The sequence below is a fragment of the Streptomyces sp. NPDC001480 genome (assembly GCF_042894725.1).
GTDB lineage: Bacteria > Actinomycetota > Actinomycetes > Streptomycetales > Streptomycetaceae > Streptomyces.
In genome coordinates this window covers 216,911-231,243 of the sequence record NZ_JBIAVX010000011.1, presented here as the reverse complement: position 1 = coordinate 231,243, position 14,333 = coordinate 216,911, and the positions used below count along the sequence as shown (strand labels likewise).

The 14,333-nt window shown below is 72.2% G+C and carries 12 protein-coding genes; 5 read left to right on the top strand and 7 right to left on the bottom strand.

What is annotated here, in order from left to right; translation table 11 throughout:
- The first annotated feature begins 449 nt into the window (after window positions 1-449).
- From ACFY01_RS27680 to ACFY01_RS27670, 3 genes are all read left to right on the top strand, one after another.
- Window positions 450-1,103: a TetR/AcrR family transcriptional regulator gene (locus ACFY01_RS27680; RefSeq protein WP_390738439.1), complete on the top strand. Its 654-nt coding sequence runs from the start codon at window positions 450-452 to the stop codon at window positions 1,101-1,103.
- Window positions 1,096-1,416, top strand: a complete 321-nt coding sequence (locus ACFY01_RS27675) for a hypothetical protein (RefSeq protein WP_390738438.1) — start codon at window positions 1,096-1,098, stop codon at window positions 1,414-1,416. Before ACFY01_RS27680 ends, ACFY01_RS27675 begins: the two co-directional genes overlap by 8 nt.
- 115 nt (window positions 1,417-1,531) lie before the next feature.
- Window positions 1,532-2,641: an NlpC/P60 family protein gene (locus tag ACFY01_RS27670; RefSeq protein ID WP_390738437.1), complete on the top strand. Its 1,110-nt coding sequence runs from the start codon at window positions 1,532-1,534 to the stop codon at window positions 2,639-2,641.
- 81 nt (window positions 2,642-2,722) lie between these two features.
- On the opposite strand, the gene ACFY01_RS27665 is transcribed toward ACFY01_RS27670, so the two are convergent.
- From ACFY01_RS27665 to ACFY01_RS27645, 5 genes are read right to left on the bottom strand one after another with little or no spacing between them, the layout of a single operon-like run.
- Window positions 2,723-3,976 (bottom strand): styrene monooxygenase/indole monooxygenase family protein, encoded by a 1,254-nt coding sequence (locus ACFY01_RS27665; RefSeq protein WP_390738436.1) that lies wholly within the window; start codon window positions 3,974-3,976, stop codon window positions 2,723-2,725.
- A gap of 33 nt (window positions 3,977-4,009) precedes the next feature.
- Window positions 4,010-4,663, bottom strand: coding sequence for an ATP/GTP-binding protein (locus tag ACFY01_RS27660; RefSeq protein WP_390738435.1), 654 nt, complete (start codon window positions 4,661-4,663; stop codon window positions 4,010-4,012).
- Complete coding sequence (locus tag ACFY01_RS27655) at window positions 4,644-5,063, bottom strand: DUF742 domain-containing protein (protein WP_390738434.1); 420 nt, start codon at window positions 5,061-5,063, stop codon at window positions 4,644-4,646. The genes ACFY01_RS27660 and ACFY01_RS27655 overlap by 20 nt, the downstream gene beginning before the upstream one ends.
- Window positions 5,060-5,569 carry a roadblock/LC7 domain-containing protein gene (locus ACFY01_RS27650; protein ID WP_390738433.1) on the bottom strand — a complete coding sequence of 170 codons (510 nt, stop codon included), beginning with the start codon at window positions 5,567-5,569 and terminating at the stop codon, window positions 5,060-5,062. Before ACFY01_RS27650 ends, ACFY01_RS27655 begins: the two co-directional genes overlap by 4 nt.
- Complete coding sequence (locus ACFY01_RS27645; RefSeq protein WP_390738432.1) at window positions 5,566-8,472, bottom strand: nitrate- and nitrite sensing domain-containing protein; 2,907 nt, start codon at window positions 8,470-8,472, stop codon at window positions 5,566-5,568. Before ACFY01_RS27645 ends, ACFY01_RS27650 begins: the two co-directional genes overlap by 4 nt.
- A 385-nt stretch (window positions 8,473-8,857) precedes the next feature.
- Here ACFY01_RS27645 and ACFY01_RS27640 point away from each other — a divergent pair, with 385 nt between their 5' ends.
- Window positions 8,858-9,646, top strand: coding sequence for a protein phosphatase 2C domain-containing protein (locus tag ACFY01_RS27640; protein ID WP_390738431.1), 789 nt, complete (start codon window positions 8,858-8,860; stop codon window positions 9,644-9,646).
- Window positions 9,647-10,153: 507 nt separating this feature from the next.
- On the opposite strand, the gene ACFY01_RS27635 is transcribed toward ACFY01_RS27640, so the two are convergent.
- Window positions 10,154-10,645, bottom strand: a complete 492-nt coding sequence (locus ACFY01_RS27635; protein WP_390738430.1) for a MarR family winged helix-turn-helix transcriptional regulator — start codon at window positions 10,643-10,645, stop codon at window positions 10,154-10,156.
- 245 nt (window positions 10,646-10,890) lie between these two features.
- On the opposite strand from ACFY01_RS27635, the gene ACFY01_RS27630 reads away from it, so the two are divergent.
- Window positions 10,891-11,712 (top strand): lysozyme, encoded by an 822-nt coding sequence (locus ACFY01_RS27630; RefSeq protein WP_390738429.1) that lies wholly within the window; start codon window positions 10,891-10,893, stop codon window positions 11,710-11,712.
- 74 nt (window positions 11,713-11,786) lie between these two features.
- Here the strand turns inward: ACFY01_RS27630 and lon are convergent, their stop codons facing one another.
- Entirely contained in the window at window positions 11,787-14,216 is a 2,430-nt protein-coding gene (lon, locus tag ACFY01_RS27625; protein ID WP_390738428.1) for an endopeptidase La, read from the bottom strand.
- Between the last annotated feature and the right edge of the window lie 117 nt (window positions 14,217-14,333).

Genomic DNA, 14,333 nt, shown 5'->3' with positions numbered 1-14,333 from the left:
GGCGCGTGTCGGCCGACGGCTGTGACGGTCGCCAGGACTGCTCGCCCAGGGGCCCGGGTCGGCCGAGGGCTGTGGCGGTCGTCAGGGCTGCTCGCCTCAAGCCGCGACCGGCCGTCGGCCCGACGCCCCCCACCCCGGCCGCTCCCCACCCCGAAGCGGCTGACAGCCACGCGAACGCGGCGGAGCCGCGCATCGACACGGCCTGGACCGCATCGGGGCGGCCCGCGGCGCCGGCCGACGGCTCTGCGGATCGGGGCTGCTCGACGAGGGACCTGCCCAGGCCCCGCCGCGCCGCTCGGACAGCATCCCGGCCGGCGCGGCGGCGGCGCGGTCCGCGGCCGTGCGGTCCGGACGCCGATACGGATCCTCCGGGATCACGATCAGCCATGTGTCGCTCATCCATCACCTCCGCCCGCCACCGTAGTGCCGCCCCGATTACGCTGCGGAGCATGACCCCGCAGGCCCCAACCCCCGCCTACCGCCGGCTCAGCGTCGAGGAGCGCCGCAGTCAGCTCCTCGACGCCGCGCTGGGCCTCTTCGCGCACCGCGTCCCCGAGGACGTCTCCCTGGACGACGTGGCGGAGGCGGCGGGAGTCTCGCGCCCGCTGGTGTACCGGTACTTCCCGGGCGGCAAGCAGCAGCTGTACGAGGCCGCCCTGCGCTCCGCCGCCGACGAGCTCGAACAGTGCTTCGACGAGCCCCACGACGGCCCCCCGCTCCCCCGCCTGGCCCGTGCCCTCGACCGCTACCTCACCTTCGTCGACGAGCACGACGCCGGTTTCAGCGCCCTCCTCCAGGGCGGCAGCGTCGTCGAGACCTCCCGCACCACCGCCATCGTCGACGGTGTGCGCCGGGCCGCCGCCGAGCACATCCTCAGCCACCTCGGCGTCACGGACCCGGGCCCGCGGCTGCGCATGACCGTCCGGATGTGGATCACGGCCGTGGAGGCGGCCTCCCTCATCTGGCTCGACGAGGACAAGCAGCCCCCCGCCGACGAGCTCCGGGACTGGCTGGTGGAGCAGTTCGTGGCCGTGCTGACGGTGACCGCGGGCCGCGATCCGCAGACGGCGGCGCTGGTCACCGGCCTCGCCGAGGATGGCTGACACTGGTCGTGTGAAGAGTCAGGACACCCCCTTCGAGGGCGGCCCCATGGACGGGCGCGTGCTCCCCGTGCTGCTGGGCATGACCGGCCACCCCCCGAAGACCTACCGCATCCCGGTCCCGGACCCGCACGGCGGCCCGCCCACGGTCCTCGTCTACCGCCGTGTGCCCCGGGCGCAGAGCAAGCGCACGGGGATGGTGCGGGGATGGAAGTACGAGTACGACCCGGAGGCCGGGCCGGGCGGCAGGCTCACCTGGCCCTGGTCCAAGCCACACAGCGGGCCGGCCGGCAACCCGGAAGACGCGGACGGGTGACATCGTTGCGCCGAACGGCGCAGACCTCCCCACCGGCGCACGCCCTCCCCCCTCATGCTCGCGGTGCGGAAATACGAAAGGCGGATGGTCCGCCTGCCGCACCGGAGGTGATGTCGTGTCAGGAAGGCTCCTGCGCCTGGTGTGTACGGCCACGGTGGCGGCCCAGGCCGTCCTCGCACCCGCGGCATCCGTGCCCGCCGCGGCCACCGCGGCCGCCGCTCCACAGCCCCCACGGACCGTGGCCGAACTGCTGACGGACCTTCAGCGGCTGTACCGGCAGGCCGAGCAGGCCACCGAGACCTACGACACCGCCGAGGAGAAGCTGAAGGCGCAGCGCGCCGAGGTGGACCGGCTGGAGGGCGAACTCGCCCTCGCCCGCCGCTCGCTGCACGACAGCCAAGGCGCCGTCGGCCGGCTGGCCCGGCAGCAGTACCAGGGCAGCACCGGCGTCTCCCCGTACCTGCGCCTCCTCCTCGCCCGCGATCCACAGCACGCGCTCGACGAAGGCCACGTCATCGGGCAGCTGGCACGGGAGCGGGTCAGGACCGTGGGACGGCTGACGAGCAGCGAGCAGCGGATCGACCGGCTGGCCCACCGCTCCCGCAAGGCACTCGACGCACAGCTCACCCTCGCCGAGCAGAAGAAGAAGGCACGCGACGACGTACGCGGCAAGCTCGCCGAGGTCGAGAAGCTGCTCGCCTCCCTCACCGCCGAACAGCTCGCCGCGCTCGCCGAGTTCGAGCAGGACGGAATCGCCGACGCACAGCGGAAGTTCGTGGCGTCCGGCGCGCTCAGCGGCGAGCGGGCCCCGTCCCCCGAGGGCGACCGCGCGGTGCGCTACGCCGTGGGACAGCTCGGCAAGCCGTACCAGCCGGGCGCCCAGGGCCCGGCGTCGTACGACAGCCCGGGCCTGACCTCGAGCGCCTGGCGGCAGGCCGGAGCCCCGATCCCCCGCACCACCCGGCAGCAGTGGACCGAGCTCCAGCACATCCCCCTGGGCGAAATCCGCCCCGGAGACCTCGTCGTCTACTTCCCCGAGGCCACCCACGTCGCCCTCTACCTCGGCGACGGAATGGTGGTCCAGGCCCTGAGACCCGGCGACCGGATCATGATCTCTCCGATCGCCACGTATCCGGTACTGGGAGCGGTACGCCCGGATCCGAAGGCGGAGCCGCTCAGCGGTTACACCCCGCCGAGGCTGCCCCACCCAGGGGCGCGGGGCTGAGACATTGTGCGGCTCCGCCGCGTGGGCGCGAGAAACCACACTCAACCCGCAGCCGCCCGCTCCCCACGCCCCCTACGGCGTCTAGGCTCCCGCCACAGACGCCAGGTACGCCCCCGTCTTCTCCGGCTCATAGAAGAAGTTCTCGAAGTCCGCCGGATCATTGAACCCGTTGGCGAATCGATCAGCCACCGGCTGGAGCTGACCGGCGGCACCGATCAGGTTGAGGATGTGCTCCGGCGGCGGAGCCAGCATCGCGTTCGTCCACTTGGTCACGTGCTGGGCCGTGTCCCAGTACCGGTCGAAGGTCGCCTGCATCCACTCCTCGTCGAAGGGCTTGTCGCCCTGCTCCAGGATGGAGGCGAGGTACGCGGCGGCGCACTTGGAGGCCGAGTTGGAGCCCTGGCCGGTGATCGGGTCGTTGGCGACGACCACGTCGGCCACGCCGAGCACCAGACCGCCGCCGGGGAGGCGGCCGATGGGGTTGCGGACGGTCGGGGCGTAGCGGCCGGCGAGGGTGCCGCCGGCGTCGGTCAGTTCGACCCTGGTGGCCCGCGCGTACTCCCAGGGCGTGAACTTCTCCATGAGTCCCAGGGTCAGGGAGAGGTGTTCCGCCGGGTCCTTGACGCCGTGGAAGACGTCGAGCGGGCCGCCGGGTATGCCCTCCCAGAACAGGATGTCGGCGCGGCCGGAGGTGGTGAGCGTCGGCATGACGAACAGTTCGCCGACTCCGGGGACCAGGTTGCAGCGGACCGCGTCGTACTCCGGGTGCTCCGGGTGCGGGCCGAGCCCGTGCACGTACGCGACCGCCAGCGCGCGCTGCGGCTCGGTGTACGGGGACCGCTCGGGGTCACGGGCGAACATGGACACCAGCTCGCCCTTGCCCGCCGAGACCAGCACGAGGTCGTACGTACGGGAGAAGTAGTCGAGGTCGGAGACCGCCGCGCCGTGGATGACGAGCTGGCCGCCGCGCTGGGCGAACGTCTCCATCCAGCCGGCCATCTTCACCCGCTGGTCCACCGACTGGGCGTACCCGTCGAGCTTGCCCACCCAGTCGATCGCGCGCTGCGTCGGCCCCGGGTCGTGCGAGCCGGGGGCGGCCACCGAGACGCCGAGTCCTTCGATCTTCGGGGCCTGGGACTCCCAGAAGTTCAGCTGGAGGTCGCGCTCGTGCTGGAGTGCCGTGTCGAACATGCACTGGGTGGACATGACCCGGCCGGCGCGGATCTCGTCCGCGGTCCGGTTGGACATCAGGGTGACCTCGTACCCGTGCGACTGGAGGCCGAGGGCGAGCTGGAGGCCGGACTGGCCGGCCCCCACGACGAGTATCTTCCGCATGCGGGTGGTGCTCCTAAATCGCTGCTTTGGGGGCTACTCGGGGGTTTCGTCGAGCGCGTGCCCGACGAGGGACAGAAGGGTTTCGATCACCGAGATTCTGCGCCGCGCATCCATGATCATGACAGGGATGTGCGCGGGGATCGTCAACGCCTCCCGCACGTCCTCCGGTTCGAAGCGCTCGCTGCCGTCGAAGTGGTTGACCGCCACGACGTACGGCAACCCGCAGCTCTCGAAGTAGTCCAGCGCGGGGAAGCAGTCCTTGAGCCGCCTCGTGTCCGCGAGGACGACCGCGCCGATCGCGCCGCGCACCAGGTCGTCCCACATGAACCAGAACCGCTGCTGGCCCGGCGTGCCGAACAGGTAGAGCACCAGGTCGTCGTCGAGCGTGATGCGGCCGAAGTCCATGGCCACGGTGGTGGTCAGCTTGCCCGGCGTGGCGGTGAGGTCGTCGGTGTCCTCGCTCGCCTCGGTCATCAGCGCCTCGGTCTGGAGAGGCGTGATCTCCGAGACGGACGTGACCAGCGTGGTCTTGCCGACGCCGAAGCCGCCCGCCACGACGATCTTCGTCGCGACGGGGGCCCGGGTGTGGTCCGTCTGCCAGGACTTCAGGTCCTCGTCGGGTTCGACGAAGGGGGTCCCCGGGGTCTCCCCGAAGGGGGCGACGGCGTCAGAGACGGCGGAGTCCATTCAGCACCCTTTCCAGCAGTGCGCGGTCCGGCCGGCCGACGCCGTGGTTGGTTCCGGTTCCGTACACACGGATCTTTCCCTGGTCCGCGAGGTCGCTCAGGAGTACGCGGACCACGCCGAGCGGCATCTTCAGCAGCGCGGCGATCTCGGCCACCGTGCGCATACGGCGGCACAGTTCGACGATGGCCCGCATCTCCGGCATGACCGCGGAGAGCGGCGCACTTGTCAGTTCCCTGCGCTGCTCGGGGGCCTCGATCGCCGCCGTGCTGGCCACGAACGTCTCCACGAGCAGGACGTGGCCGAACCGGGTACGGCCGCCGGTGAGCGAGTAGGGGCGGACGCGGGCGGGCCTGCGGTCGCCGCCGCGTACGGGGAGCCTGTTCGGCGTGCCGCTGCTCATCGAACGCTCCCCGTCGAGTCGGACTCCATGGACTTGCGGAGCTCGCTGCGCAGTTCGGGCGTCAGGACGTGGCCGGCGCGGCCGACGAAGAGCGCCATGTGGTACGCCACCACGCTCATGTCACACTCCGCGGAGCCGTGCACGCCGAGCAGCGAGCCGTCGCTGATCGACATCACGAACAGGCTGCCCTCGTCCATCGCGACCATCGTGTGCTTGACCCCGCCGAACTTCATCAGCTTCGCGGCGCCGACGGTGAGGCTGCCGATGCCGGAGACGATGGTGGCGAGGTCGGCGGAGGAGCCGCGGGGGCCCCTGCCCGCGCCCCTGCCGGGGCGGGCCTGGCGGGATTCCGCCGCCGCGGTGGGGTCGGAGGACAGGAGGAGCAGGCCGTCTGAGGAGACCACGGCGACGGACTGGATGCCGGGGACTTCCTCGACCAGGTTGGTCAGCAGCCAGTGCAGGTTGCGGGCCTCCCTGCTCAGTCCGAAGGTACTGGGCGCGGTCAACTGCTTGCCTCCTCGACTGTGCCCCCCGTGGCTTCTTCGGTTGTGGCGATCTCCGCCGTCTCCGCCGTTTCCGCTTCCGCTCGGCGGTAGCCGGCCTGGGCCCCCTGGCGGAAGCCGCCGAGCCTGCGGCGCAGGGCTTCGGCGTCCACGGAGCCGCTGCGCTGGCGTGGGGCCTGGGCGGGGGCGGTGATCTTGGGGGTGCGCTTGGGCAGGCCCTTGGCGGTGAGCCGGTCTTCGTCGTCTGTGCGGGTGTGTTCTTGGGCCGTTGCCGCCTCGGCTTCGCCTTCGGCGGATGTGTTCCCACCCGCACCACCCGTGCGGGAATCGTGGACGGGTGCGGGTGGCCCTTGTGGGGGCTGGACGCCGTCGGCGGGTGCGGGAGCGTGGGTGGGGGTGCGTGGGTGGTGGGAGAGCTCTGCGCCGTCGGCGGGTGCGGGAGCGTGGGTGCGGGCGGGTGGGTCCTGTGGGGGCTCGGCGCCTTCGGCGAGCGTGGGTTCGTGGGTGGGGGTGCGTGGGCGGTGGGGGGGCTTTGCGGCGTCGGTGGGCTCGGGGGTGGGGTCCAGGTCTGGGAGTAGGAGTTCCATCGTGGATTCCGCGGGGGTCTCCGGGGGCTGTCCGGGACGGGGTTCCGCGGGCTCGTGTACGGGCTCCTCCGGGTCCGGCGCGTTGCGTACCGCCCGCTCCGCCAGGGTGACCAGGGGGTCCCCGTTCGCGGAGCGGCCGGGCAGGACGTTGGAGTTGGCCTCGGCGTTCGCGCCCGGGAGGGAGAAGGTGTGGGGGCCGCCCGACGTGGTGGCGGGGGCGGGTACGGCTGCCGTCGGGGGGGCGGTCAGCAGGGGCGCGGGGAGGACCACCACCGCCGCCACGCCGCCCTGCTTCTGTTCGCGGAGGTGGACGCGTGCGCCGTGGCGGTGGGCGAGGCGGGCCACGACGTACAGGCCGAGGCCGAGGCCCTCCTCGCCCTCCTCGTCGTAGGGCGACTCGGGGTCGAACGCGGCGAGGCGGGAGTTGAGGCGCTCCAGGCGCTCGGTGGCCATGCCGATGCCCTCGTCCTGCACCGAGAGCATGACCTCGCCGCTCTCCAGCAGCCAGCCGGAGACCTCGACGGGCATGTCCGGCGGGGAGAACGAGGTGGCGTTCTCCATCAGTTCGGCGAGGAGGTGGGAGAGGTCATCCGCGGCGAAGCCCGCCACGTGCGCGTGCGGGGGCAGGGCGGCGATGCGGACCCGTTCGTAGCGCTCGATCTCACTGACCGCCGCCCGGACGACGTCGACCAGCGGGACCGGGCCCGGGTGCTGCTGGACGTGCTCGGTGCCGGCGAGGACCAGCAGGTTCTCGCTGTGGCGGCGCATCACCGTGGCGAAGTGGTCCAGCTTGAAGAGGGTGGACAGCCGCTCGGGGTCGTGCTCGCGTTCCTCCAGGCCCTCGATGACGGCGAGCTGGCGTTCGACGAGCCCGAGCGTACGCAGGGCGAGGTTGACGAAGGTGCCGCCGATGCTGGTGCGCAGCCGCTCCAGCTGGGCGGCGGAGCCGGCGAGTTCGGCACGCAGTTCCTCGCGCGCGTCGGCCATCTTCTGGCGCTGGCCGACCAGGTGCTTGCGGTCGGTCTCCAGGGTGGTGATGCGCTCGTGGAGGGCGGCGGCGTGCGCGTGCAGGGCGTTGACGGAGCGGACGACCTGGGCGAACTCGTCGTTGCGCCCGGTGAACTTGATCGGTTCCGCGGTCGTCGGGTCCTCGGTCTCGGCCAGCCGGGCCGAGCCCCGGCGCAGGACCGACAGCGGGCGGGTGAGGGTGCGGGCCATGGCGGTGGCGGTGCCGACGGCGACCAGCAGCAGGGCGCCGAGGACGGCGATCCGGATCTCCAGCGCGGTGACGTCGTCGTCGCGCAGCTTGGCGAGGTCCTTGGTGCGGTGGTCGTAGAGGGCGGACTCGGCGCCCCGCATCAGGTCGACGCGCGCGGACAGGGCCGCGTCCAGCTTCTTGGTGCTGGTGCCGAGGTCGCTGCCGCTGAGCGTCGGCTGGTCGGTGAGGGAGGCGAGGTACTTCTCGGCGGAGTTGACCTCGGGGCCGGTGACCGTCGAGTCGTAGGAGGAGACGGACATCTTGGGCGCGGTCTCGCGGAAGTCGGCGAGGGCCGCGTCCGAGCGCAGTCTGGCCTGCTGGGCGGCGGCGGTGAGGGCGTCGCGCTGCTTCCTGTCGGCCGCCGAGGTGGTGGTGGTCCTGGTGGGCAGGCCGGTGGTGGGGCTGATGACCGTCTGCTCGGTGCTCGGCACGTTCAGGGCCGCCAGGAGCAGGCCGCGGGCGGCGGCGGACTGCTCGACGGCGGAGTCCAGCTCGGCGAGCGCGTACGCGCCGGAACCGGCCCGCGGGGGCATCTGCTCGGCCAGCTGGTCCGCGAGCCCGTGGAGTTCGGTGATGGCGGCGGAGTAGGCCTGGTGCGCTTCGAGGGCGGTGCTCTTGCCGGTGAGCGCGGCCCGGCGTACGGCGGCGATGCCGTCGAGGTCGGTGCGCAGGGAGCCGGGTGTGTCGCTCTCGGCGCGCAGGTCCTCGACCTGGCGGTCTACGCGGGCGCTGCGCTGCTCCGTGGGCGCCTTGGACTTGGGGCGGCCGGCCGCGATGTAGGAGGTGACCTCGTCGCGCTCGTCGGCGAGCGAGTGGGCGAGGGAGAGGGCGTCCTGGGTGCGCTGGGCGAGGGTCACCAGGTCCTGGGAGTCGCTCAGCTGCCCGGATGCGGTGAGCAGGGACGGCGCTCCCGCCCCGGCTATCGCCGCGGCCACCACGGCGACGGCGACTATCAGCCGATTGCGTACGTGGGTCGGACGGCCGGTGCCGACGGGGGTGCGCTCGGCGCCCTCTTCGGAGGCCGTCTGCTTGCCTGTGCGCCGAGGCCGCTTGTTCTGCACCGGTGCTCGCATTCCTGAACTCGTCTACCCATGGGCCCGGGTGGCGCCCCGTCACATCGGTGCCAAGTGGTGCCTACACCCGGTACGGTCCGTCCTCCGACCCTCCCAGTGCCGGTGGTCAGTGGTCGCGCATCACCTGGCTCGCCACCCAAAGGAGTGAACATCGGCAGGGAGTTGGCGGGCAAGTTCCTGTGACGCGTACAGGCGCCTTGTGCGGTGGGCCGGTTGGACGCCAGCGGCAGGCTTTGACAGTATTCGCCACCACGCCTTCCCGGAGGGCGCCATTCCACCCCAAAACAGGCGCCTGACCTGCGGGGTGGCGGGAATTCCGTGATCGTTGCCTGCCTTTGGCGGACCTTGTGAAGGGGTCGTGCAGACTGGCCGAATGCGTACTGAACTGGTTTCGGAACCCAGTGATGCCACTCGCCCCAACGAGGACTTCGCCGCAGTCGGGCTACCGGCCTCCGGGCAGGGCGGTTGCGTGGTCGTCCTGGACGGTGTCACCCCACCGAAGAGTGGAACGGGGTGTCTGCATTCCGTCGCCTGGTTCACCGCCCGGCTGGGCGGCGCGCTGACCGAACTGGCCGTTTCGCTGCCGGATGTCACGCTCACGGAGATACTCGCCCGCGCGATCCGCCGAACGACCGAGGCACACGGGCCCACCTGTGACCTTTCTCACCCGCGTACCCCTCAGGCGACGGTGGTCCTGGCCCGCTGGACCCCGGACGCCGTCGACCACCTGGTCCTCTCCGACTCCGCCCTCCTCCTGCGGTCCCCGGAGGGCACCGTCATCCCTGTCCTGGACGACCGCCTCGACCGCATCCCCCGCGCCTGGCTGGTCAGCGACGCCGTGTGCGACGCCCGCGCCCGGAACAAGGAGGGCGGCTTCTTCACGGCCGCCGCGGACCCGGACGTCGCCGCCCGCGCGGTCACCGGCACCCTCCCCCGCCACGAGGTCGGCGCCCTGGCCGCGCTGACGGACGGCGCGACCCGCTGGGTGGAGAAGTTCCGCCAGGGCGACTGGGCGGCCCTGTTCGACGTCGTCCGCGAGGAGGGCGCCCGGTCCCTGATCGACCGCGTACGCGGCCTGGAGGCGGCGGACCGGGACGAGCGCGCGTTCCTCGGGCGCAGCAAGACGCACGACGACGCGACGGTGGCGTACGTGGAGCTGTGAGCCCCGCCAGGGCCCCGGCGCGCGGCTGCCACCGACCGATGGCCGGCCGCGCGGCTGCCGCCGACCGACGGCTGGTCCCGCGCGGCTCCCGGCCCCGGCGTGCGGCTGCAGCCGACCGACAGCTGGTCCCGCGCGGCTCCCGGCCCGGCCCGGACCACGGCCATCGCGGTGGCCGGCCCGGCGGCCACCGCCCCGGGCATGTGCTCACGGATGGGCACGGCGGCTCCGGCCGGCACCCAGACTCCGGCCCGGCCGCGGCCCAGGCCGCGACTGCGGCTCCCGGCCGCAACTCAGGCTCCGGCCGCGGCTCCGGCTCCGGCTGCGGCTATGACTCAGGCTGCCGCCGCGACTCCGGCTCCAGCTGCGGCTGCGACTGCGACTGCGACTGCGACTGCGACTGCGACTGCGACTGCGACTGCGACTCAGGCTGCGGGTCTGCTCCGGCTCCGGCTCCGGCAGCGGCAGCGGTGAAGCAGCCGTCCCGTCGGTGGGGCGCAGCCGGTGCGGCTACTTCTCCATGACCCCGTTCAGCTCACGCAGCAGTCGCGCCAGCTCTGCCACCTCGCGTCGGTCCCAGTGGGCGAGCTGGCTGACGTAGCGGGCGCGGCGGGCCTCGCGGACCTTGCCGACGCGGCCGCGGCCCTCGTCGGTGAGGGCGACCAGCCAGGCCCGTCCGTCCGCCGGGTCCGGCTCGCGGGCGATGAGGCCGAGCTCCTCCAGGGCGCGCAGCTGGCGGGACATGGTGGCCTTGCCGACGCCGATGTAGGCGGCGAGCGCCGTGGCTCGCTGGGGGCCGTGCTCGTCGAGGCGGACGAGCAGGCCGTACGCGGCCGACTCCAGGTCCGGGTGGACCTCCCGGGCCATCTCTCCCTGGTTGGCGCGGGCGCGCCGCAGGAGCACCGTCAACTCGCGTTCCAGCGCCAGGAACTCCTGGTCCGCACCGCTCGGCGTCACCTCGGCGGCTACGGGTTGCCCGCCACCGTTCGCGTCCTCGTGCACGTCAGCACTCCTGCTCGGTTTCCCGGTCCTGAAAGTTTCTGCCAAATCTCGTCATCGCCGCAGCTACGTAAGTATTTCGCAGGCGTAGACCAACGGCGGCATCCGGACCCCCTTCCACGCCGTCTTCTACGTGCGTAGCTTCATTGGCAGGCAATCAATGGCATGCCCGCGCCAGCACTTCGGCGTGGGTCACCGTGGGCCCCCCACTCCCCCCACCTCCCCCCTCCTCGTCCCGGAGGCATGTCATGCCCGTGCTCAGATCCCGTTTCCTCCCACGCCCGCCGACCGCGCTCGCCGCCGCCCTGCTCGCGGCCCTCTCCCTCACCCTGCCCCTGTCGCCCGCGCACGCCGCGAGCGTCCCGAGCCGAGGCTCCGCCCACATGGGCATGGGCGTCCTGGCCCACGACGGCCAGGACGGCAGCCCCGCACCCACCGCCGTCACCCAGACCGAGGGCGTCGACGTCTCCGCGTACCAGGGCAACGTCGCCTGGTCGACCCTGTGGAGCAGCGGGGTCAAGTGGGCGTACACGAAGGCGACGGAAGGCACGTACTACACGAACCCGTACTTCGCCCAGCAGTACAACGGCTCCTACAACGTCGGCATGATCCGCGCCGCCTACCACTTCGCCACCCCGGACACCACGAGCGGCGCGACCCAGGCCAACTACTTCGTCGATCACGGCGGCGGCTGGTCCAAGGACGGCAAGACCCTGCCCGGCACCCTCGACATCGAGTGGAACCCCTACGGCGCCGCCTGCTACGGCAAGTCCACCAGCGCGCTGGTCAGCTGGATCGCCGACTTCCTCGACACGTACAAGGCGCGTACGGGACGGGACGCGGTGATCTACACGGCCACCAGCTGGTGGAGCCAGTGCACGGGCAACTACGGCGGTTTCGCGTCGGACAACCCCCTGTGGATCGCGCGGTACGCGTCGGACGCGGGGACGCTGCCGGCGGGGTGGGCGTTCTACACCATGTGGCAGTACACCTCGTCCGGACCGACGGTCGGGGACCACGACAAGTTCAACGGGGCGCTGGACCGGGTGGTCGCCCTCGCGAAAGGCTGACGCGACGGCTGCCGCACGGCGAAGGCCCGGGCCTCCCTCACGGGACCCGGGCCTTGCCTCTCCGATCGCGTCCGTCACGCCGCGACCGGAACCTCCGGCGCCGCATCGCTCGTGGCGGGCGCGAGCGCCAGCTCCAGGACCTGGCGGACGTCGGTCACGGCGTGGACGTCGAGCTTGTCCAGCACCTCGGCCGGGACGTCGTCCAGGTCGGGCTCGTTGCGCTTGGGGATGATCACGGTGGTCACCCCGGCGCGGTGCGCGGCGAGCAGCTTCTGCTTCACGCCGCCGATGGGCAGGACCCGGCCGGTCAGCGAGACCTCGCCGGTCATCGCCACGTCCGTACGGACCAGCCGGCCGGACAGGAGCGACGCGAGCGCCGTGGTCATCGTGATGCCGGCGCTCGGGCCGTCCTTCGGGACCGCGCCCGCCGGGAAGTGGATGTGCACGCCCCGGTCCTTCAGGTCGGCGACGGGCAGCTCCAGCTCGGCGCCGTGACTGCGCAGGAAGCTCAGCGCGATCTGCGCCGACTCCTTCATCACGTCGCCCAGCTGACCGGTGAGGGTCAGGCCCGCCGCGCCCGTCTCGGGGTCGGCGAGGGACGCCTCGACGTACAGGACGTCGCCGCCCGCGCCGGTCACCGCCAGGCCGGTCGCCACACCCGGGACCGCCGTGCGGCGCTCCGCCGGGTCCTGGGCGGACTCGGGGACGTGGTGCGGCCGGCCGATCAGGCCGCGCAGGTCGCCGTCGGTGACGGTGAACGGGAGCTCCCGCTCGCCCAGTTCGTGCTGGGCCGCGACCTTGCGCAGCAGCCGGGCGATCGACCGCTCCAGGGTGCGCACGCCCGCCTCGCGCGTGTACTCGCCGGCGAGCTTGCGCAGCGCGCTCTCGTCGAGGGTGACCTCGTCCTTGTCCAGGCCGGCCCGGTCCAGCTGGCGCGGGAGCAGGTGGTCGCGGGCGATGACGACCTTCTCGTCCTCGGTGTAGCCGTCCAGGCGGACCAGCTCCATGCGGTCGAGCAGGGCCTCGGGGATGGCCTCCAGGACGTTGGCGGTGGCCAGGAAGACCACGTCCGACAGATCCAGCTCGACCTCCAGGTAGTGGTCCCGGAAGGTGTGGTTCTGGGCCGGGTCGAGGACTTCGAGGAGGGCGGCCGCGGGGTCGCCGCGGAAGTCCGAGCCCACCTTGTCGATCTCGTCGAGCAGGACGACCGGGTTCATCGAGCCGGCCTCCTTGATCGCGCGGACGATCCGGCCGGGCAGCGCGCCGACGTACGTACGCCGGTGGCCGCGGATCTCGGCCTCGTCCCGGACACCGCCTAGGGCGACGCGGACGAACTTGCGGCCCATGGCGTGCGCCACGGATTCACCGAGCGACGTCTTGCCGACGCCGGGCGGGCCGACCAGGGCCAGTACGGCGCCGCCGCGCCGGCCGCCGATCACGCCGAGTCCGCGGTCGGCGCGCCGCTTGCGCACCGCCAGGTATTCGGTGATCCGCTCCTTGACGTCCTCCAGGCCCGCGTGCTCGGCGTCCAGGACCGCCTTGGCGCCCTGGATGTCGTACGCGTCCTCGGTCCGGTCGTTCCACGGCAGTTCGAGGATCGTGTCGAGCCAGGTGCGGATCCAGCTGCCCTCGGGCGACTGGTCGCTGGCCCGCTCCAGCTTGTCGACTTCTTTGAGGGCCGCCTCGCGGACCTTCTCGGGCAGGTCGGCGGCCTCGACGCGGGCGCGGTAGTCGTCGGACTCCTCGGCCGAGTCCTTGGAGTCGCCGTTGAGTTCGCGCAGTTCCTTGCGGACGGCCTCCAGCTGGCGGCGCAGCAGGAACTCGCGCTGCTGCTTGTCGACGCCCTCCTGGACGTCCTTGGCGATGGTCTCGGCCACGTCCTGCTCGGCGAGGTGGTCGCGCAGCTGCTGGGTGGCGAGCTTGAGGCGGGCGACCGGGTCGGCGGTCTCCAGCAGCTCGACCTTCTGTTCGGTGGTCAGGAACGGCGAGTAGCCGGAGTTGTCGGCGAGGGCGGATACGTCGTCGATGGCCTGGACGCGGTCCACGACCTGCCATGCGCCCCGCTTCTTCAGCCAGCTGCTGGCGAGGGCCTTGTACTCCTTGACGAGTTCGGCGACCTGACCCGGCAGCGGGTCCGGCACGCTCTCGTCGATCCTCGTGCCCTCGACCCACAGGGCCGCGCCCGGCCCGGTGGTCCCGGCGCCGATCCTCACCCGGCCGCGGCCGCGGATCAGGGCGCCCGGGTCGCCGTCGGCGAGCCGGCCGACCTGCTCGACCGTGCCCAGCACACCGGTCTTGGCGTACGTCCCGTCGACGCGTGGCACCAGCAGCACCTTGGGCTTCCCCGGCGCCGACCGGGCGGCGGCCTGTGCGGCCTCCACCGCGGCGCGCACCTCGGAGTCGCTCAGGTCCAGCGGGACCACCATCCCCGGCAGCACGACCTCGTCGTCGAGCGGCAGAACGGGCAGGGTGAGTGGTGTGGACGCCGTGGACTCAGCAGTCATGATCTCCCCTTGGGCAGTCAACTTGAGCTATGTCGACTCAATGCTTGTGAGTCTTCGATTGTTCCCCAAGGGGTGTTCGCTGTGAGCGATCATCGGAAGACGGCGGGACGCCACTCT

What these genes read in the sequence shown, in the direction of transcription:
- ACFY01_RS27680 (WP_390738439.1), top strand. Translation starts at nt 450, where the DNA reads ATGACCCCGCAGGCCCCAACCCCCGCCTACCGCCGGCTCAGCGTCGAG.
- ACFY01_RS27665 (WP_390738436.1), bottom strand. Translation starts at nt 3,976, where the DNA reads ATGCGGAAGATACTCGTCGTGGGGGCCGGCCAGTCCGGCCTCCAGCTC.
- ACFY01_RS27655 (WP_390738434.1), bottom strand. Translation starts at nt 5,063, where the DNA reads ATGAGCAGCGGCACGCCGAACAGGCTCCCCGTACGCGGCGGCGACCGC.
- ACFY01_RS27640 (WP_390738431.1), top strand. Translation starts at nt 8,858, where the DNA reads ATGCGTACTGAACTGGTTTCGGAACCCAGTGATGCCACTCGCCCCAAC.
- lon (WP_390738428.1), bottom strand. Translation starts at nt 14,216, where the DNA reads ATGACTGCTGAGTCCACGGCGTCCACACCACTCACCCTGCCCGTTCTG.
- ACFY01_RS27630 (WP_390738429.1), top strand. Translation starts at nt 10,891, where the DNA reads ATGCCCGTGCTCAGATCCCGTTTCCTCCCACGCCCGCCGACCGCGCTC.
- ACFY01_RS27660 (WP_390738435.1), bottom strand. Translation starts at nt 4,663, where the DNA reads ATGGACTCCGCCGTCTCTGACGCCGTCGCCCCCTTCGGGGAGACCCCG.
- ACFY01_RS27675 (WP_390738438.1), top strand. Translation starts at nt 1,096, where the DNA reads ATGGCTGACACTGGTCGTGTGAAGAGTCAGGACACCCCCTTCGAGGGC.